This is a genomic window from Staphylococcus cohnii subsp. cohnii, from assembly GCF_002902365.1.
Taxonomy (GTDB): domain Bacteria; phylum Bacillota; class Bacilli; order Staphylococcales; family Staphylococcaceae; genus Staphylococcus; species Staphylococcus cohnii.
Genome location: NZ_PPQC01000024.1, coordinates 1 through 20521, shown reverse-complemented (window position 1 = coordinate 20521; position 20521 = coordinate 1). Strand labels below are relative to the sequence as shown.

At 31.6% G+C, this 20521-nt stretch carries 21 protein-coding genes; 16 read left to right on the top strand and 5 right to left on the bottom strand.

Annotation, left to right across the window (positions count from 1 at the left end; genetic code table 11):
• Window positions 1-7: 7 nt before the first annotated feature.
• Window positions 8-1255, bottom strand: a complete 1248-nt coding sequence (locus CD032_RS04120) for an MFS transporter (RefSeq protein ID WP_019468192.1) — start codon at window positions 1253-1255, stop codon at window positions 8-10.
• A gap of 49 nt (window positions 1256-1304) precedes the next feature.
• Window positions 1305-2900, bottom strand: coding sequence for a xylulokinase (locus CD032_RS04115; RefSeq protein ID WP_019468191.1), 1596 nt, complete (start codon window positions 2898-2900; stop codon window positions 1305-1307).
• Between the two features lie 275 nt (window positions 2901-3175).
• On the opposite strand from CD032_RS04115, the gene CD032_RS04110 reads away from it, so the two are divergent.
• The 16 genes from CD032_RS04110 to CD032_RS04035 all read left to right on the top strand — a co-directional run bounded on the left by CD032_RS04110 (window position 3176) and on the right by CD032_RS04035 (window position 18608).
• Window positions 3176-4156 (top strand): ketoacyl-ACP synthase III, encoded by a 981-nt coding sequence (locus CD032_RS04110; protein ID WP_040030114.1) that lies wholly within the window; start codon window positions 3176-3178, stop codon window positions 4154-4156.
• 496 nt (window positions 4157-4652) lie between these two features.
• Window positions 4653-5588: an aldo/keto reductase gene (locus CD032_RS04105; protein WP_103211201.1), complete on the top strand. Its 936-nt coding sequence runs from the start codon at window positions 4653-4655 to the stop codon at window positions 5586-5588.
• Window positions 5589-6058: 470 nt separating this feature from the next.
• Complete coding sequence (locus tag CD032_RS04100) at window positions 6059-6598, top strand: flavodoxin family protein (protein WP_019468435.1); 540 nt, start codon at window positions 6059-6061, stop codon at window positions 6596-6598.
• Between the two features lie 132 nt (window positions 6599-6730).
• The gene (locus CD032_RS04095) at window positions 6731-7210 is read left to right on the top strand and encodes a GNAT family N-acetyltransferase (RefSeq protein ID WP_040029964.1); all 480 of its coding nucleotides are present in this window, start codon (window positions 6731-6733) and stop codon (window positions 7208-7210) included.
• A 17-nt stretch (window positions 7211-7227) separates the two neighbouring features.
• The gene (locus tag CD032_RS04090; protein ID WP_172459304.1) at window positions 7228-8544 is read left to right on the top strand and encodes an HD domain-containing protein; all 1317 of its coding nucleotides are present in this window, start codon (window positions 7228-7230) and stop codon (window positions 8542-8544) included.
• 117 nt (window positions 8545-8661) lie between these two features.
• Window positions 8662-9174 (top strand): YwhD family protein, encoded by a 513-nt coding sequence (locus tag CD032_RS04085; protein WP_103211200.1) that lies wholly within the window; start codon window positions 8662-8664, stop codon window positions 9172-9174.
• A 299-nt stretch (window positions 9175-9473) separates the two neighbouring features.
• Window positions 9474-9887, top strand: coding sequence for a YwiB family protein (locus CD032_RS04080; RefSeq protein WP_019468431.1), 414 nt, complete (start codon window positions 9474-9476; stop codon window positions 9885-9887).
• Window positions 9888-11555: an arginine--tRNA ligase gene (argS, locus tag CD032_RS04075; protein WP_019468430.1), complete on the top strand. Its 1668-nt coding sequence runs from the start codon at window positions 9888-9890 to the stop codon at window positions 11553-11555.
• Between the two features lie 153 nt (window positions 11556-11708).
• Window positions 11709-12344 carry an endonuclease III domain-containing protein gene (locus CD032_RS04070; protein WP_103211199.1) on the top strand — a complete coding sequence of 212 codons (636 nt, stop codon included), beginning with the start codon at window positions 11709-11711 and terminating at the stop codon, window positions 12342-12344.
• Window positions 12345-12420: 76 nt separating this feature from the next.
• Entirely contained in the window at window positions 12421-13305 is an 885-nt protein-coding gene (locus CD032_RS04065; RefSeq protein WP_103211198.1) for an ABC transporter substrate-binding protein, read from the top strand.
• 223 nt (window positions 13306-13528) lie between these two features.
• Complete coding sequence (locus CD032_RS04060) at window positions 13529-14479, top strand: FecCD family ABC transporter permease (protein WP_019468427.1); 951 nt, start codon at window positions 13529-13531, stop codon at window positions 14477-14479.
• Window positions 14480-14581: 102 nt separating this feature from the next.
• Window positions 14582-15280, top strand: coding sequence for an HAD family hydrolase (locus CD032_RS04055; RefSeq protein ID WP_019468426.1), 699 nt, complete (start codon window positions 14582-14584; stop codon window positions 15278-15280).
• Window positions 15281-15283: 3 nt separating this feature from the next.
• Window positions 15284-16081 (top strand): alpha/beta fold hydrolase, encoded by a 798-nt coding sequence (locus tag CD032_RS04050; RefSeq protein ID WP_019468425.1) that lies wholly within the window; start codon window positions 15284-15286, stop codon window positions 16079-16081.
• A 148-nt stretch (window positions 16082-16229) separates the two neighbouring features.
• Window positions 16230-16736, top strand: coding sequence for an SA0570 family protein (locus tag CD032_RS04045; protein ID WP_019468424.1), 507 nt, complete (start codon window positions 16230-16232; stop codon window positions 16734-16736).
• A 140-nt stretch (window positions 16737-16876) separates the two neighbouring features.
• Window positions 16877-17587, top strand: a complete 711-nt coding sequence (locus tag CD032_RS04040; RefSeq protein ID WP_019468423.1) for a hypothetical protein — start codon at window positions 16877-16879, stop codon at window positions 17585-17587.
• Window positions 17588-17804: 217 nt separating this feature from the next.
• On the top strand, window positions 17805-18608 hold the full coding sequence (locus CD032_RS04035) for an alpha/beta fold hydrolase (RefSeq protein ID WP_019468422.1): 804 nt from the start codon (window positions 17805-17807) through the stop codon (window positions 18606-18608).
• Between the two features lie 117 nt (window positions 18609-18725).
• Here the strand turns inward: CD032_RS04035 and sarA are convergent, their stop codons facing one another.
• The 3 genes from sarA to CD032_RS04020 all read right to left on the bottom strand — a co-directional run bounded on the left by sarA (window position 18726) and on the right by CD032_RS04020 (window position 20385).
• Entirely contained in the window at window positions 18726-19100 is a 375-nt protein-coding gene (gene sarA / locus CD032_RS04030) for a global transcriptional regulator SarA (RefSeq protein WP_019468421.1), read from the bottom strand.
• A 361-nt stretch (window positions 19101-19461) separates the two neighbouring features.
• Window positions 19462-19926 (bottom strand): efflux RND transporter periplasmic adaptor subunit, encoded by a 465-nt coding sequence (locus CD032_RS04025; protein ID WP_064264157.1) that lies wholly within the window; start codon window positions 19924-19926, stop codon window positions 19462-19464.
• 189 nt (window positions 19927-20115) lie between these two features.
• Complete coding sequence (locus tag CD032_RS04020; protein WP_019468419.1) at window positions 20116-20385, bottom strand: hypothetical protein; 270 nt, start codon at window positions 20383-20385, stop codon at window positions 20116-20118.
• Window positions 20386-20521: the final 136 nt, after the last annotated feature.

The following is a 20521-nucleotide window of genomic DNA, read 5'->3' as shown; positions in this document are numbered from 1 at the left end:
GTCCTTTTTAATGATTTGGTTGGTTAACTTTCATAAAGAAAGTCAGTATAAATCCTATAAAATAAATGATTGCATAAGTCCAAATAGTTAGTACAGGGCCTCCTATTGGTACTGTTAAGGTTGCGATTGCTGGACCAACAAAGTTACTTAAGCCAGCGGATAAGTTATGAATAGAAACGGCGGCGCCTTTATGATTCGGTTCTAAAATAGGGAAAATGGCTGACATCGGAACAAATGCAGCGACAGCAAAACCGAATACAATCGCCACTGCACCGGCAACCCAAATGTTGGGACCAGTCCAGATTGGTAAATAGTAAAATGCTAATGTAGAAATCACCATTCCTATACAACCAAACCAACGAACTTGACGTACCCATCCAATCTTATCTCCAACCACACCCCAAAATAGGTTAGTGAATATGGTTACGATATACATTAAGCCCCAAATTCTCAACCATTCTGATGTAGTGAATCCTACAGTATCAGTGAATACGATTGGCATGATAACTACAAGTCCAAACAATGCTAATTGGTTAATAATTCTAACCACACAAGCAATAGCAACTTGCGGGTTCTTTAAAATTGTTATACCTTTAGCGAATTCAAGCAATATCTCTTTTGATGTTAGTTTATCAGTTTCTTTCTCAGAACCTTTCCTATCTTTAACTAGGAACATAGCCATTAAACCACCGATTAAAATGAATATTATGGATGACCATAATGTCCCCATAAATCCAATCCAAGGTATTGTAAAACTAGGTAGATAGGTTCCTAAAAATCCGATACCTACGGAATACATTGCCCAAAACCAACCCATAGCTGAAGCTAGACGATGTTTTGGAGCCGAATATGTAATCCAGACGACAAAGCTATAGATAAACATCGGATAGGCAAATCCTCTAATACCATACATAATTAACATCATCGGATAACTATGTTGCTCTAGTCCTAAGGTTAAAAATCCTACATGAAAAATAATCCAAATGATAAACGCAAGCGCCATTATTTTTCTAGGACTAAATATTTCAGCTAAAATACCAGAAAGCCAGGATGCAACTGCAACAATGAGACCGTAAAGTGTTAAGACTGCAGATGCTTGCTGTGATTCAAATCCAATACTAACAATATATTTTGATAAAAAAGCTTGTTCAATACCATCGCCAGTCATGAAAATAGCAACTGCGATATAACCCCAAATTAAAGTTATCGGTAAGCCTAAAAATTGCTTAGCGTTATTTGTACTTAGTGTATTCACAAAAATCTCTCCTAATCTTTAAATATGATTTTTAAAATGTTAATCGTGTTTAAATATATTCATCTATCTGTCTTTGGAGAGGTAATAATGCTTTAAATTTTTGAATATAATTTCTAAAACTTTCAATATCCTGTGGTTTGGGATTTAAAGTGATTTGATCAGTGTTATCAAAAGCTTTAACGTTTAAGTAATTGGACAAATTTGTATATTGACTTTCTAATAAATAACGGGATAATATTGCGATACCCCATGCGCCTCCTTCACTAGCAGTCCTCATAACACTGACTGGCGATTCTAATGCTGCAGCTAGGTAGGATTGTGCGATGTTGTCTGTTTTAAAAATGCCACCATGACCTAACATGCTGTCAATTTGAATATCCTCTTTTTCTTTTAATAAATCTATGCCAATTTTCAAAGTGCTAAAGGCACTGAAAATATGTGTCTTCATAAAGTTTTCAATATTAAATGCACTATCAACATGACGTAGAAACATCGGATAACCTTGATTGACATCTGTTATGAATTCTCCAGAAATATAGCCATAGGATAATAACTTTCCTAAGTCTTCATCTCCGTTAAAAGCGCTTTCAAATAACTTTGTGAAAAGTTCGTTTTTATCATACTTTACATTCATGAGTTGCAAAACTCCCTCAAACAAATGAATCCAAGCATTGATATCAGATGTACAGTTATTAGCATGTATCATTGCAACATCATAACCATCAGGTGTTGTTACAATATCAACTTCGGGGTATACATTGACAATCGGTTTTTCTAGTACAATCATTGAAAATATACTCGTTCCAGCTGAAACATTTCCTGTTTTTGGTGCCACACTATTGGTTGCTACCATGCCTGTAGCAGCATCTGATTCTGGTGCACACATTGGACATCCTGACTCTAATTCACCATTTGGATCGATGAGTTTAGCGCCTGTTTCTGTTAAATAACCAGCAATTTCTCCAGCTACAATCACATTTGGTAACATATCGCTAATGTCTTGTGAATAACCTAATTTTTGAAATAATGAATTAAAGCGCTTTAATAAATCTTGACGAAAATGCTTGCGTTCGCTGTTAATTGGGAACATGCCAGACGCGTCTCCTATGCCTAATACCTTTTTATCTGTTAAATACCAATGAACATATCCAGCAAGGGTAGTTAGATAACTAACTTGTTTGACATGCGCTTCGCCATCTATTGCTGATTGGAATAGCTGAGCGATACTCCAACGTTCTGGTATATTAACTTTAAAATCTTCGCGTAATTGTTGTGCAGCTTTGTTCGCATTGTTATTGCGCCAAGTTCTGAATGGTACTAACAAATCATCGTTGTCATCAAAAGCTAAGTAACCATGCATCATACCACTAATGCCTAGAGAAGCTAAGGATTTAAGTTGAGTATGATAGTTGTCTTTAATTGATTGTGACATTTCAGCATAACTTTTTTGGATGCCTACCCATACATCATTAATGGAATAAGTCCAATAGCCATTTTCATATTTGTTCTCCCATTCAAAAGAACCTGTTGCAATTGTTTCACAATTAGGTGCGATAGCAATTGTTTTTATACGCGTAGAGCCTAATTCAATGCCTACAGATAGTTGACCAGATTCAACCAAGTGCTTGATATCATCACTTTCCATTTTCTTGCTCCTTTATTTAAAATAATGTAAACGCTAACATGAATGAATAATAATTCAAAAATTATGAAAAGTCAATTAAAGATTATTTTACTTTTAGTTCATATAATAAATTATAAATGATGATTTAAAATGTTATTTATATTGATTTTACTTAGGAATTTATTATTGTTTATATAGGTGTTGGATTGATTGTGTTATCATTCATTGTAAGATGAGTATGATTAAAACAAGATTTTGAAATTTCAAAGTTACAGAATGATAAAAGGAGTTATGATATGAATTCATTTGCAAAAATTACTGCGCAAGGTGCTTATGTACCAGAGAAAATAATGGATAATCAAGATTTCGAGAAGATTGTTGATACGTCTGATGCATGGATCCAACAGAGAACTGGAATTGTTGAAAGAAGAATCGTAGCTGAAGATGAATATACGAGTGATATAAGTTATAAAGCAGTGTTAGATTTACAAGAGAAATATCAAGTGGAATTAAATGATGTTGATATGATCATCAATGCTACGTTGACACCAGACTATAAAACACCTAGTGTTGCATCTTATGTGCAAGCAAAATTAGGTTTGAAAAATGCAGGGGCTATTGATATTAATGCAGCTTGTGCAGGTTTTGCTTATGGTTTGAATATCGCTAATGGTCTGATTACATCAGGTCAAAATAAAAAAGTGTTAGTCATTGGCGCAGAAACATTATCACAAATTACAGATTACACAGACCGCAATACGTGTATATTATTTGGAGATGGTGCAGGAGTATTTTTAGTAGAATACAGTGAAGATGAAACGAGCTTTATATCTAGTAGTGCTGGCTCAGATGGCGACAAAGGACATCATTTATATTGTTCGGAACTTTCTCATACAATGTTTGGCGAAGATTTACAAAATCCTGGCCATATTGTACAAAATGGCCGTGGGGTATATAAATGGGCTGTCGGCAATGTCCCAAATATTATTGAAGATACAATGCGTGATACGAATTATAAAAAAGAAGATATAGATTGGTTTGCACCACACAGTGCTAATGCCAGAATGATAGAATCAATATGTGAAAAAGCAAATCTATCAAAAGATAAAGCACTAATGAGTCTTAAATATTATGGTAATACGTCATCGGCAACGATTCCATTATCGATTGACTTAGCTGTTCAAGCACATCAACTCAAAAAAGGTGATCTCATGTTGTTAGTTGGGTTTGGTGGCGGATTGTCATATGCATCTACATTAATTAAATGGACACTTTAAAAATGTAACACAACAATCAAATAAACCATGATTCAAAAGTAGGATGTACATGTATTGCATCCTGCTTTTTTTAATTGTACTCATACTTAATTAGGTAAGCGATGAAATCTTTTTAATAAAATTCGGTTTCTGTCCTGCTTCCAATAATGGTTAAATTTTTGCAATGTAATTTTCAAGCATTTTACTTCAAGGTTTCATCGAAAGCATGCTAAATTTTGAGTAGAGGTTGAAAAGTTATTCAACGACTTAATATAGTTATTTCATCATGATGACTTATGAAGTGGATCTGAATATTTAGGTTATGTACATTTATACTATGTGATAACCACGTTATTAAACTAAATGAAAAAGGGTAGAGATATATTATAGTGTTCAGCAGTTCATACGTTTGTTGATTGTATGGTCATACTCTCTTTCAAACAAATATATACCAAAACACTTTGAGCCAGAGATTTTATAAATATTTCAAAATTAAAATATAAGGAGTTGGATTGTTTTGACGGAAAAAGTTCAATTAGGAAAATCAAATGTAACAGTATCACCGATTGCTTTAGGTACAAACGCTGTTGGTGGACATAACTTTTATAATGATTTAGATGAAGAAAAAGGTAAAGAAACAGTTCGTACTGCAGTTAGAAATGGTATTACATTATTAGACACAGCATATATCTATGGTCCAGAGCGTTCTGAAGAATTGGTTGGAGAAGCGGTAAAAGAATTTGCTAGAGACGAGTTTGCAATTGCCACAAAAGGTGCACATTATTTTGATGAAGATGGTAATGTGAAAATGTCTAATGACCCAGAATTTCTTAAAGATCAGGTAGAAAAAAGCTTAAAACGTCTTCAAGTAGATTATATTGATTTGTATTATATTCATTTTCCAGACGACACAACACCTAAAGATCAAGCGGTTGCCGCATTAAAAGATTTAAAAGATGAAGGCAAGATTAAAGCTATAGGGGTTTCTAACTTTACATTAGATCAATTAAAAGAAGCGAATAAAGATGGCTATGTTGATGTTGTACAAATGGAATACAATTTGCTAAATCGTGAAAATGAAGATGTGTTTGAATATACAAAAGAAAATCAAATTACATTTATTCCGTATTTTCCTTTAGTATCAGGTCTTTTAGCCGGTAAGTATACCGAAAATACACAATTTGATGATACTCGTGCTAAGAATCCAGAATTCCAAGGAGAAAAATTCAAAGAAAACTTAGCGAAAATTGATGAGTTAAGAGGTATTGCAGATAATCATAATGTAGATGTTGCACATATTGTACTTGCATTCTATTTAACTCAACCTTCATTGGATGTCGTGATTCCTGGTGCAAAACAACCACATCAAGTCGTGGATAATTTAACGACGTTAGAGGTTAATTTAACTAAAGAAGAAATTGAAAAAATAAACGAATTATTTCCTAGAAAATAATACAATGTCTTTGGAAAGAATCAATGATGTCCAGACTATTTCAAATTGTCAGTAGATGACTTAATTGAAAATTTTACTCCCACTTCACAATTTATTGGGTTAGTGGGAGTTATGCATGAGCTATAGCTCAGGTAAACCTTAAACCACTTCACAATTTATTGGGTAAGTGGGAGTTATGCATGAGCTTTAACTTAGTTGATGTCTTTATACGTTTTCAATGTCTAGTCATCTTTGTCGGGGGTGGGACGACGAAGTCTTTTTAATAAAATTAGATTGCTGTCCTACTCCCATTTTATAGACTTTTAAAATTTTAATTGAAATATATAAATTTATAAATTTTCCTTCAAATCATTTAATGCTATAATATAATGTTGTAAGCGCATGTTATATTTATGAACTTTTGTGTAAGATTATTAAGATATCTCTAATGAAATATTTTAATATATGAAAAGGATTAAAAGGAGATTATTATGATTACAGTTTTGTTCGGGGGCAGTCGTCCGGAGGGGAATACTGCTCGATTGACTAAAATGACCTTATCAGGACACGACTACAAATGGTTTGACTTAACACAGTATCAATTGAATCCAGTGAGAGATGTAAGGCATGACGGGACAACAATAGATGCTTATGAAGATGATTATAAAAAAATTATAGACCAAGTGTTAGCCAGTGATACAATTATCTTTGCATCACCTGTTTATTGGTATAGTTTGTCTGCTTCTTTGAAAGCTTTCATTGATCATTGGTCTGAAACTTTAATGGATCCTAATTATAAAGATTTCAAAGCGAAAATGGCTGAGAAAGATTTTCGACTCATTATTGTCGGTGGAGATTTTCCAAAAGTAAAAGCAAAACCATGTATCACTCAAATGAAATATAGCTTAGAGTTTTTAGGCGCTACGCTATCTGGTTATATCATTGGAACTGCTGAAAAACCAGGAGATATTGATAAAGACTCATACGCATTAAACCGCGCACAAGAATGGCAAGATACATTAAATAAATAATGTTTAGAGGTAGTTTGGGCAATTGTTATCTATTGTCCAAGCTATTTTCATATGAATAGATTAAGTATTTGGAACACTAAAATTATGTTATAATAAGCGTATTATTACCTACTATAAATAGGGGGAACCAACATGCACAAAGTTAGGAAAGCAGCGCCAGAAGATGTTGTAGGCATCAGAGATGTAGCAACAAAAGCTTGGTATAATACTTATTTAAATATCTATGCAGCTAAAACTGTAAATGAATTATTAGCTGCTTCATATAATGAACAACATTTACTTAAAAGATTAGAAGAACAATTATTCTTAGTCATTGAAGAAGATGATCAGATTATTGGTTTCGCTAATTTTATATATGGCACTGAATTATTCTTATCAGCCCATTATGTGAGACCCTCATGGCAACATCATGGGTATGGTACTGATTTACTGAAAGAAGGCTTAGCGTATTTCCAAGATGAATATAATGAAGTGTTTTTAGAAGTTGATAAAAAGAATGATGAAGCTGTATCTTTTTATGAACAAAAAGGGTTTGAACGTGTGCGTTCATATATGCATGTGATGTATGGGGAAGAAATGGATTTGGCATTGATGCGAAAAACTTTAAAGTAATTGCACATTAACAAGGTATGAATAGGAGGACGACATTGACTTTTACAACTTATGCTACACAAAAGTTACCTGAAGAAAAAGTATTTAAAGACCCCATTCATAGGTATATTCATGTAAGAGACCAAGTGATTTGGGACTTGATTAAAACGAAGGAATTTCAACGTTTACGACGTATAAAGCAGTTGGGTACATTATACTTATCATTTCATACCGCTGAACACAGTAGATTCGGACATTCTTTAGGCGTATATGAAATTGTTCGAAGATTAATTGATGATTCGTTTGACGGTCGTGAAGCATGGAATAATGATGATCGTCCACTTGCATTATGTGCTGCATTATTACACGACTTAGGTCATGGACCATTTTCGCATAGCTTTGAGAAGATTTTTAATACAGATCATGAGCAATTTACGCAAAAAATCATTACTGGCCCGACAGAAGTAAACAGTGTATTACGACGTGTTTCTGAAGATTTCCCGCAACAAGTAGCTGATGTTATTAACAAAACACATGAAAATAAATTGGTCATATCTATGATTTCTTCACAAATAGATGCTGATAGAATGGATTATTTGCAACGTGATGCATATTTTACAGGCGTTACTTATGGGCAATTTGACATGGAACGTATATTGAGATTAATGAGACCTTCAAAAGATGAAGTGCTTATTAAGGAAAGTGGTATGCATGCAGTAGAGAACTTCATTATGAGCCGTTATCAAATGTATTGGCAAGTATACTTCCATCCAGTTAGTCGAGGTGGAGAAGTGTTGCTTAACAATTGCTTAAAACGAGCAAAGCAACTTTATAATGAAGGCTACACATTTAAAAAATATCCTGCTGATTTTATTCCTTTCTTTGAAGAATCTATGACGATTGAACAATATGTAGATTTAGATGAAGCGGTTGTAGTTTATTACTTAAAAGCATGGATTAATGAAGATGATGCTATATTAAGTGATTTGTCACGCAGGTTTATTAATCGTGACTTGTTTAAATATATGCCGTTTGATGGTTCTATCATTACAATTACAGAATTAACCGATTTGTTTATACAAGCAGGTATAGATCCGAATTATTATTTTGTAAGTGAATCATTTTCTGACTTGCCTTATGATTATGATCGTCCAGGATCAGATAGACAGCCGATTCATTTGTTGAGACGTAATGGTAAAATAAGAGAGATCAGTAGTCAATCCTTAGTTATTCATAGTATTACAGGCATTAATAGACAAGACTATAAGTTATATTATCCAAAAGAATTTATTTCTGATATAGAAGATGACCAAGTTAGAAATGCTATTAATAGCATATTAGATGAATTGAATTAAACATTGATTACTTTTATCGCTTTGTCAAATATGGCAAAATTTTAATAGAGACAACTTATGTATGATGAAAATTTAATAATCACATAACTACTTGTTTTAATATGGAGGTGGACACTGATGGCTGAAAATAAGGGATTTAAATTTAATATTATTAAAAATGATCCACTGGATGGGCACAAAGGTACCAATATTGGCTCTATAAGTTTAGATAACGTAGCACCTGTGTTTATCGATGTTGCAAATGAAGAGGCGTTTATTGATATTGCAGGTATGCATGCACGTTCCAGTGTTGAAAAAGGTGTCAAATGGATTAAAGATAAAGAGACTGTTGAAGGTGAAGAAGCAAAAGAGTATTGGTTGTGTTGGGTTACGACAGAACGTGGCGAAAACGGACCGTTTTATGCTGGATTGACAGCTTGCTATTTATTAGTAAATAGAAGTATTCGCAGAGGTTACAAAAGCATGCCTGAACATGTGAATATGATGGATAAATCAATGAAACATTATATTGAAATTGACCAAATTGGCGACCACAATAAAAAAATATTAGCGGCGTTTCTTAAATCACATGATATAGATATGTGGAATAACTCTGACGCTTCATTACGCGAAGCTTTGGAGACGGAGTAACATCATCTAGTTTTTAATGATTATATGATATGAACTGCACATAAGGTATCTAATGGTTTTATAATACACAGTTTGATATTTGTGTGAATTGAAAAGAGTAGAAATACGAAATCAAATTGAAATTTTGATTTTGTTTTCTACTCTTTTATTATGTGTGATTTTAGAATAAAGTGAATGTGTTGTCATATTAACTATAAAAATATAGATTATGTATTTAAATTAATTTTAGCAACTGTTTTGCATATTTCAAGTATGCTATAATGGTTTGTATTATTTTAAAGATTAGGGTGAAACTTACATTGGAAAACAATGTTGAAATCCAAACGAAACAAGTTGTTAAGCAATTCGATAACAAGGAAAAATTCTCATTATCTACTACAGGATCTTGGCAAAAGCGTAAAGCCGATTTTATTCGTTATCAAGAAGAGATAGACGGAGCAACAGTTAACGTGACGGTAAAAATTGAAACTTCAGGAGTAAAGATTATCCGTAATGGTGACATTAAGTTAAACCTTCATTTTGTAGAAGGCGAGGATACGATTACTTTGTATGAAATTAGTGGCGGGCGCATACCGCTTACCGTTTATACACATTCTATTTTACATTTTGTAAATGATAACGGTGGAAAATTGAAAGTGCATTATGATTTAATTCAAGATGAAGAGAAAATGGGGTCTTATCAATATGAAATTACTTACAAGGAGATGCCGTAAATGAACATAATCGAACAAGTCAAGCAAACGTTAGTTGAAGAAATTAAGAAAAGTATTCAACAAGCACAACTTGCTGATATAAACGAAATGCCTGAAATTAAAATTGAAATACCAAAAGATAATAAAAATGGTGATTATTCAACAAATATAGCAATGGTTTTAACAAAAATAGCGAAACGTAATCCACGCGAAATCGCAACAGCAATTGTTGATAATTTGGACACAACGGCTGCACAAGTAGAAAAAGTTGATATTGCAGGGCCTGGTTTTATCAATTTTTATTTAGATAGTGCTTATTTGACTGCGATTATTACTGAAGCAATAAATAAAGGCAACCAATTTGGCCATAAAGCAGAAAAAAATGGTGAAAATATTCTATTAGAATATGTATCTGCTAATCCTACGGGTGATTTACATATAGGACATGCGCGTAATGCGGCAGTTGGCGACACATTGGCTAATATATTAGAAGCAGCTGGTTATAATGTAACAAGAGAATATTATATTAATGATGCTGGTAATCAAATTACTAATTTAGCACGCTCGATAGAGGCACGTTATTTTGAAGCGCTTGGTGATAATTCTTTTGAAATGCCAGAGGGTGGTTATCATGGGAAAGACATCATTAATATTGGTAAAGATTTGGCAGAGAAACAACCTGAGATAAAAGATTTAGACGAAGAAGAACGTATTAAAACATTTAGACAACTTGGTGTTGATTATGAAATGCAAAAACTAAGAAAAGACTTAGATGATTTTAATACACACTATGATAGTTGGTTTAGCGAAACAACACTTTATGAATCAGGTGAAATCAAACAAGTACTTAATAAAATGACTAAACTTGGTTATACTTATGAAGAAGATGGTGCAACATGGTTACGTACCACTGACTTCTCAGACGATAAAGACCGCGTATTAATTAAAAAAGATGGTAACTATACTTACTTTTTACCAGATATTGCTTACCATTTTGATAAAATCGAACGTGGTAATGATATATTAATAAACTTATTTGGTGCAGATCATCATGGTTATATACAGCGTTTGAAAGCATCGATGGAAACATTTGGTGTCGATAGTGAACGCCTTGAAATTCAAATTATGCAAATGGTCCGTTTAATGCAAGATGGCCAAGAAGTAAAAATGAGTAAACGTACCGGAAATGCAATTACTTTACGTGAAATCATGGATGAAGTAGGCGTGGATGCTGCCCGTTATTTCTTAACAATGCGTAGTCCTGATACCCATTTTGATTTTGACATGGAATTAGCAAAACAAGAATCGCAAGATAATCCGGTGTATTATGCACAATATGCACACGCACGTATTTGTTCAATATTAAAACAAGCTAAAGAAAAGGGTGTTGAACCTTCAACTGATGCAGATTATTCGTTTATCACAAACGACAAAGCGATTGAACTCATGAAAAAAATTGCAGAATTTGAATCAACAATTGAAAATGCCGCAGCACACAGAGCACCACATAGAATGACAAACTATATTCAAGATTTGGCGGCACATTTCCATAAGTTTTACAACGATGAAAAAGTCTTAACAGATGATTTAGAAAAAACAAAAGCGTTAATTGCATTAATTGATGCAGTGAGAATTACGCTACATAATGCATTGAACCTTGTTGGCGTAACAGCGCCAGAGTCGATGTAATTATTATTTAATTAAAATAATCGTTTATTTAAGAGCAAGTTTAGGTTTGTTAATTATAGTTTGATGTGATTTCATCAGTACTATCACCAAACCTTACTTGTTCTTTTTTGATATTTGTTATTTCATTTTGACCACTGGGAGGGTAGCGCTTATATGTTAGATACTCAGTCGTTATATAAAATATTATTTTCACATATGGGTTCGCAACATTGGTGGCCTGCTGAGTCGAAAATCGAAGTGATATTAGGAGCGATTTTAGTACAAAATACCAATTGGAGAAATGCAGCTTATGCGCTTGAACAATTAAAAGTGAAAACTGAATTTGATCCTGAGCAGATTTTAAATTTGGATTGGGAATCTTTACAAACGCTCATAAAATCTAGTGGGTTTTATAAAAATAAAGCTCGAACGATTTTGAATCTACTTGCTTGGCTGGAATGTTTTGATTTTGATTATCACGCTGTAAAATTATATTATCAACATCAGTTGCGTAATGCTTTATTAGAGGTTAACGGTATTGGTAGTGAAACGGCAGATGTTTTATTAGTTTATATTTTTGAAGAAGTCGCTTTTATTCCAGATAGTTATACTAGAAGAATTTATAAAAAATTAGGTTATGCAAATACGGAAAGTTATGAAAAATTGAAGCAGCATATTCAACTACCTGAAACATTTACGAATGCAGATGCAAACGAATTTCATGCATTATTAGATAATTTTGGAAAAAATTATTTTAATGGGAAAAATGAAAAGAAATATACATTTTTAGATACTTATTTTGAAGAATAAATTTCATAAAATAGACTTAACGATTGAGATTAGAGTTTGGTAATATAGAATAAAACAACTATTAGGAGATTAAGGTATGAAAAAAAGAACTAAATTGTTATGTAAGTTGCTTGTTTTTATAGTAATCTTAAGTGCTTGTGGCACTAAGTCAGACCAGAATCATGATGATGGCCAATCTGAAAGTCGCAATTATAAACGTATTATTTCTCTAATGCCAAGTAATACTGAAATATTATATGAACTCGGTTTGGGTGATGATGTGATAGGTGTTTCAACCGTAGATGATTACCCTAAAGAAGTGAAAGATAAAAAACAATTTGATGCGATGAAACTTAATAAAGAATCATTGATGAAAGCCAAACCAGATTTAATCTTAGCGCATGAATCTCAAAAAGCGACGAATGATAAAGTACTTAAAGGATTAAAAGATAACGGTGTGAAAGTGGTTTATGTGAAAGATGCACAATCTATTGATGAAATGTATGAATCATTTATGCAAATTGGTAAGGTTACGCATAAAGAAAAAGCATCTAAAAAACTTGTTAAAGAAACAAAGCAAAATATTGAACGTGTAAAAAATTCAGTGCCCAATGATGCAAAAGGACAAAAAGTGTTCATGGAAATTTCATCTGAACCTGAAATATATACTGCAGGAAAACAAACATTTTTTGATGATATGTTGACACAATTAAAAGCAGAAAATAGTTTTTCTAATTTAACCGGTTGGCAAAAGGTCAGTAAAGAAGATATTATTAAGCAAAATCCAGATTTGATGATATCGACAATGGGCGTTTCATCGTCTGAATATCAAAAAATGATTCGCAAACGCGGTGGTTTTAGTCAAATTAAAGCTGTACAGCAAAATAAAATTAAAGCTGTTAATGGTGATGAAATATCAAGACCAGGTCCACGTATCGATGATGGATTGAAAAAATTGAAAGAAGCGATTTATGAACAATAATACACTAAATACAGAGTTAGATTAACCTAAGATTTAAATATTTTTGGCTAACAATGCAACGTCAATTACTATAGAAACTATATAGAATTGACGTTTTTTTATGAATAATTTGTAATGCAATATTTACTTTTATCATAAAAATATATACCATTTTAGTAATGAACGATAATTATTTTTATAATTCATAATTTCTGAACGATTTTATTGAAAGTGTGGCAAGGACATGAAATATAATAAAGCACTCATTATTTGTATCGTCATACTCATTATCAGTATGTTGCTAAGCATGCTTTGGAATATCGGAAATATTAACGAAACATTGTCACAATCGATATTATTTCAAGTTAGAGTGCCTAGGACACTACAAGCATTATTAGCTGGTATAGGTTTAACATTGGCAGGTCATATGTTTCAAACATTATTAAATAATCCTTTAGCTGATAGTTTTACATTGGGCTTAGCAAGTGGCGCAACTTTTGGGTCTGGTATAGCGGTCGTATTAGGATTGTCATTTTTATGGTTACCGGTCTTTTCAGTCATTTTTAGTGTTATAACATTAATCACAGTGATTTCGCTTACTACTGCTATGTCTAAAGGCTATCCAATAAGAACACTCATCTTATCTGGTATTATGATAGGCGCGTTGTTTAACGCATTTCTTTATGTGTTGATTATTTTTAATCAACAGAAGATGAATAATATTGTGAATTATATGTTTGGCGGTTTTTCATCTGCAGAGTATAACGAGGTAATTTATATAGGCATTACGTTATTAATTGGTATCATTGTTTTATGTAGTGTAATATCAAAAATTAAGATATTACAGCTAGGGTATTTGAAAGGCACGTCTTTGGGTTTAAATGTGCAACTATTAACATATGGCGTGTTATTGATTGCATCATTGATTACTGCAGTTATTGTTGCATATGTGGGGATAATTGGCTTTATAGGCATGATTATTCCTCAACTTGTACGTCGTCAGGGTCAGCATTTCGATCTTGGACAACAAATGGTATTAAATATGTTGATTGGTGGTATAGTAATGGTAATGTCAGATTGGTTAGGGAGTACATTATTAAGCCCCTTTGAAATTCCAGCTAGTATTATCTTAGCTTTATTAGGCATACCGGTATTATTTTACCTCATGATTACTCAACCACGGAGCATAGAATAAACTTAAAAATCACTATCGTCTTGAAACGGTTTATACTATATAATGATATTTATTAATTAAGGTTAAGTAAAAGGTAAACCTAAGATTGAAGAGGTTATGATTATGGATTTAACTCAAGTTAAAGCAATTGTGTTTGATTTAGAAGGAACATTATTAGATAGAAAAAAATCTAGGGAAAAATTTATAGAAGAGCAATTTGAAAGATTTCATGACTATTTTGTACGCATACAATTGGAAGACTTCAAACGTAAGTTTATAGCATTAGATGATGATGAAGATCATGACAAACCTGAATTATATAAGGTGCTCATTAAAGATTTTCACGTAGACCGCCTAACTTGGAAAGATTTGTTTAATGATTTTGAAATGCATTTTTACAGATATGTATTCCCATATTATGATACACAGTATACTTTAGAAAAATTAACCGAAAATGGTTACTTGACTGGTGTTATTGCAAATGGTAAGTCTAAAATCAAACAATTCCGACTGCATGCACTAGGCATTGAAGATAGTATCAATTATTTATCTACATCTGAAACCGTAGGCTACCGCAAACCACACCCTAAAATTTTTGAAGATATGCTATCACAATTAGGGACTAAACCTGAAGAAACAATTTATGTTGGTGATGATCCACTCAATGATGTCGCACCTGCAAGAGCAATGGGTATGATTAGCATTTGGTTTAACGAAGATAATGAAAATGATTTAACACCTTTACCAGAAGAAGTAGATTTTACGATTAAAACTACGGAAGAACTACTTTCCATTTTATCAATTAATAAGAAAGGGAGATAAAGGATGAACCTATTTACAACAAGTGATGGTATCGCATTAAATTACAAGACGAGTGGAGAAGGTAAAGCAATTGTCATGATTCATACTGCTTTTGATAACTTTTCAGTGTTTAATGATTTAGAACCTAAATTTAATAAAGATTATCAGGTAGTACTTATCGATTTAAGAGGTCATGGCTATTCCGATAAACCGAATGAAATCAATTTCAAAACATATGCAAAAGACATTAAGGAATTATTAGATTATTTATATATTCATGAATGTTCTGTCATAGCTCACGAATTAGGCGGTTCAATTGCTGCATTATTTGCAACACAATATCCGGAAATAGTGTCATCATTAACGATGGTGAATCCTACACTATTGAATGACATCACGCCTGAAGAGCGTTTATATAGAAAATATTCAGATAAAATTAGAAATTGGGATGATGAAACACAACAAAAATTCCTTGATAAACAATTATATTATTCTAAAAGAAAAGCAAAAAAATTCTTAAAACAAGTTGAAAATACGAATAGTTTGTCTACGAAATCAGAAATCGAAGCGGTAAAACAATCATTTATTGATAATAATGTTATGCATTATTTGAAATCATTAGATTTACCCACATTAATTATTGTTGGACAACACGGAGAAAGAACAACAATATTTGAAGCAAAAGAAGTTGCAGATTATATCGGAAATACCCAATTCGAAGTTTTCGAAGCGTCTGGATTATATCCGTTTGTAGAAGAAAAAGATAAATTTATCAGTGATGTGAGCAGATTTATAGAACAACATCTACAAATAGCATCTTAATTTTAACGGATGGATAGATTTCTTGAGATATTACAATGCTACACTGTTTTGTAATCGTTTTGTAACATCACTGTTATTTTAGTAATGTTTATAGTACAATGTGAATAAGCACAATGAAGGTAAGTTAAATATAAAGGAGAGAGTGCTTATGAAAAAAATATGTGCAGCAGTTTTAGTTACAGGTTTGGCATTTTCTGGTATTTCTGCAGGAAGTGTTGAAGCAGCATCAGGGAACTCTATCCAAAGTGTTAATGAATTGCAACATGGTGATCAATCCTTAGAAGGCGCGAAATTAGGAAGTTCTATTCAATCAGTATTAAAAAATAATAAAAAACCAGTTTATTCATATAAACCTGATGGCTCAGAACATTATTATGAATTTAAAAAAGATAATGGTGTCCTTGTGGTAACTGCAGATGGCAAGAAAAATAATGGTAAGATTATACGTGTATCAATGAGTTACAACGATACAAATGGACCATCATATAAAGAAGTTAAAAAGGCTGTAAGCAATGAAGCAGTTGCTCGTGAACATTATAATAAAGTAACAGGCAACTTTGGATATGTTCAAGACAATCAAGTATCTTATCAATTTAGTTCTCCATCACCGAGTGATAAAAATATTAAACTTTATCGCATTGATATTGGTAAATAATCTTCACTTGTAATTATTAAAATGGATAATAACCGACAAGTTTAAAGCTATATACTTGTCGGTTATTTTATTGTTACAATAAGTGAAAGTCTAATTTTATTAATAAATAAAATACTTATTTAACAAAAAAGGAGCCTATCATGAGAGTCAATGACAAAGTATTAATAGAAAATATCAATGATTATTTTACTCATAAAGGTCTTTCTCCCAATCTTATAGATGATATTAAAGGAAAATTGAAAAAAGAGTTAAAGAAATCAGAAGCACAAGATTTGGATTATATAGAATACAGAAAGAAATCACCAGCTGAAATAATTTTAACGATTCAGCGCAATTTATTTACATTACAATTAAATCCAATTGTATTTTTTATTATCAATTTTATTTTATTATCTTACTTGTATGATAAACAATACGTGCCGTTCCAAGCAGCGACTGGCTTATCAATTTTTTATTGTTTAATTATTTTACCTATTTCAATCTTCATTTATTTGAGAATTGATTGGAAAAATTATCTCTATAGTAATAAATTTGAAAGAGTGATAGGGCTCAGTGTTGCAGCAGCAGCGCTTATCTTGGTATTTGCGCATGCTTTTGGATTTAATTTAGGTATCGTAGCTGTCTCGTTATACGCGCATCAATTTATCTTTTTTGTAGGTATTATATTTAGTATTTCAGGTGTCTACTTTAAAAGATTAGAATTTACTGGAATTGGCTTATTATTTTGCCAAAAAACAATAGATGCGATGGTTAGCAATCCAGTGATTACGCAAATTGCATCTATTGTGATTTGGGTATTATTATTAATTGTCATAATTTATTATACAATTAGAATATCTTCAAGAAATTAAAGTTTCGTAATTACTTGGTGGTGTTGTAATATAATAAGTTGCATATACTCAACTTACATTTAATGTGCCAAAAACATTAAGTGCAGGTTGAGTATTTTTATCTTTAAAGCCCAATACTATAAGGTCATAGTAAAAAAACGTTGCAGTTAAATATTTTAAAATGAGCATATGCATCATAAATCGAGGGTATATAAATCATATAAGGAGGTGGCCCACAATGGAAAAAGTAGAAATTAGTTGTAATACTAAATTGGCATACATCCGTGAGGGTCTAGGCTTTCCTATAATTTTAATTCATGGTTTAGATGGTAATCTAGCTTCTCTATGTAGTTTAAAAGATGAATTAAAACATAATTATGATGTCATTACTTATGATGTTAGAGGACATGGTAAGTCTTCAAAACCTAATGCATATCATTTAAAAGACCACGTAGAAGATTTGAAATTATTAATGAAAAAGTTAAATATTGAAAAAGCGCATATAATTGGTCATGATATGGGTGGACTTATTGCTAAACATTTTGGTGATAAATATGAATATATGGTTGCGTCATTAACTTTAATTGCATGTAATCTTATTGATAGTGTATTGGAGTTAAACAAATTAATGATTGAACATGACGACGAAATAGAAGGATTTGATAAATCTGAATCTCTGATTTTATTATTACCTTATATGTATAAAGAACAAGAAAAAGCTAAAAAATGGTTTCAATCACAGTTGATTTATAATAGGCAATCGGCTGAAGAAAGCGCGATAGCTACAAGAGCACTAATGGAATTTCCTGTATATAATCAAAACATTGTACTTGAACAAACGAATATTCCCACACTAATTGTAAATGGTAATTATGATCCATTAATTACTAAAGAAATGAAGCGCGAATACGATCAGGTATTTCATAATTTGAAAATAGTTAATTTTAACCAATCAGGGCACGCACCTCATATTGAAGAACCAAACCACTTTTTAGACGTTTTTTTAGCATTTATAAAAACAAATGCATACTCAGAAGGATAATATTGTTAAAACATATGATGCTTATTTTTTGATATATAAAAAAACCACTTCACCAAATTAATTCGGCGAAGTGGTTTTTTATGTTGCTAGATATTTTAAGTGGGAAGCTAAAGTTAGTTATACTTCTTTTTCATCATTTGCTTCTTGAATACGCTTGTTCACACGTGATAATAATTCATTAATTTTTTTACGTTGTTTTGAATCAACTAATATTAAAACTGTTCTTTCATCGTGTTCATTACGCTTTTTATCAAAATAATCTTCTTGAGATAAGTTTTTAACCGCTTTAACAACTTGAGGTTGTTTATAATTTAAATGATTAATAATATCTTTTAGATAATACTCTTCACTTTCATGTTCACTAATATATGTTAATACAGCGAATTCTTCGAAACTTACTGAAAACTCTTTTTTGATAATACTTTTTAATTTATCAGCGTACGTTACCATTGCTAATAGTTCAAAACAGTCATTTATTTTGGTGATAGCCATTTTTAATTCCTCCCTAATTTATATGCCCAATCTAATATACATATTAAAAATGTTTTGTATAATAATTTGTCTTAATTCAAAGTTGAATACAAAGTTTTTATCATAATTTACAGCTCTGATATATTTGGGTAAAATATATTAAAACTAGCATTATTTAGTTTATTATAACTAAATTAAAATAGCAAGTAAACATAAAACTGATTAAACGGTACGGTAATGTTTAAATTTATTAATTCAATTATTTAAACACCAATCATTTAATTATAATAATTTCTCTAAATTTACAATTTACCACTATTTGATAAAAACAGTAAAAAACAAATTATATTTTAAAGATTTATTGTATTTATACTGTGCACATCTAATTTTTGGACCGCACAGTATCAACATTTCTAGCTATGATATCTCCAGGTTTTAAACCTTCAATGATAAGCATAGCTTTTCTATTACCCGATTTTTCTGATTTAATAACTTTTTTAATGAATTTTTTATTTCTTAGTAAATAAACAAATTGTTCATTATCTATTGCAGTACGTGTTATTTCTATCAGAGTAGTTGGTTTTTCAATTTTTACATGTTCACCAAAAAAATGATCAGCATTTGGTGAAATTTCAAGTAAATATTTAGATGGTTTAGCTAAATTTTTTTGATTGATTGGAAGTTTAGATATATGCGTAATTGTACCAAAACTATTATTTGTAATATCACTACTTATCTTTACTTTGTCCTTGATACGTAAGTCGTTTTTTTCTTTCTCAGAAATCTCTGCTCTTATGACAGGCTTAGGATCATAGATTTGGATAAAGGGTAGGTTTTGTGAAAGCATATGCGAGGGGTTTATGATAACTGTACCAGAAATCGGTGAGAAAATTGTAGTACGCAGTTTAGATTGTAAATGGGAAATTTCAGTTTTTAAGTTAATAAGTTCAGCTGAAGTAGATTTATTAGTTTTAATGAGTTGCGCTAATAACTTTTGTTTTTGAGCGATGTTTTGTTCAATGTGCGGATTATAATACTAAAAAAGTGGTTGGTTTTGTGTTACTTTTGTTTCGGTTTGTACAAACCAGTCGTGAATAGCACCTTGAGAAGTATCATAATTGATCGATACTAACTGAGAAGGCTCTTGTCTTCCTATAAAGTATGGTAATTTTTTATAAGAAATTTTAACTGTTTCGATATGCTTTTCATAGTTACTACTATGTGTTTTTAAATAAAACCATAAGGATATGGCGATTGTGCTAAAAAGGGTTAATAACGTGGTTAATATGATAAAGATACGTTTCAAAATTTGTCACCTCTAGATGTTTTATTGTACTGATTATACTGCTTTTATAACTACTGCGCTACAGAAAAAAGAAGCTAAGACAAATTTGAACTGCACCCTGTCAAGTAGACAGTGAAAAAAACAAAATGTTTATGGC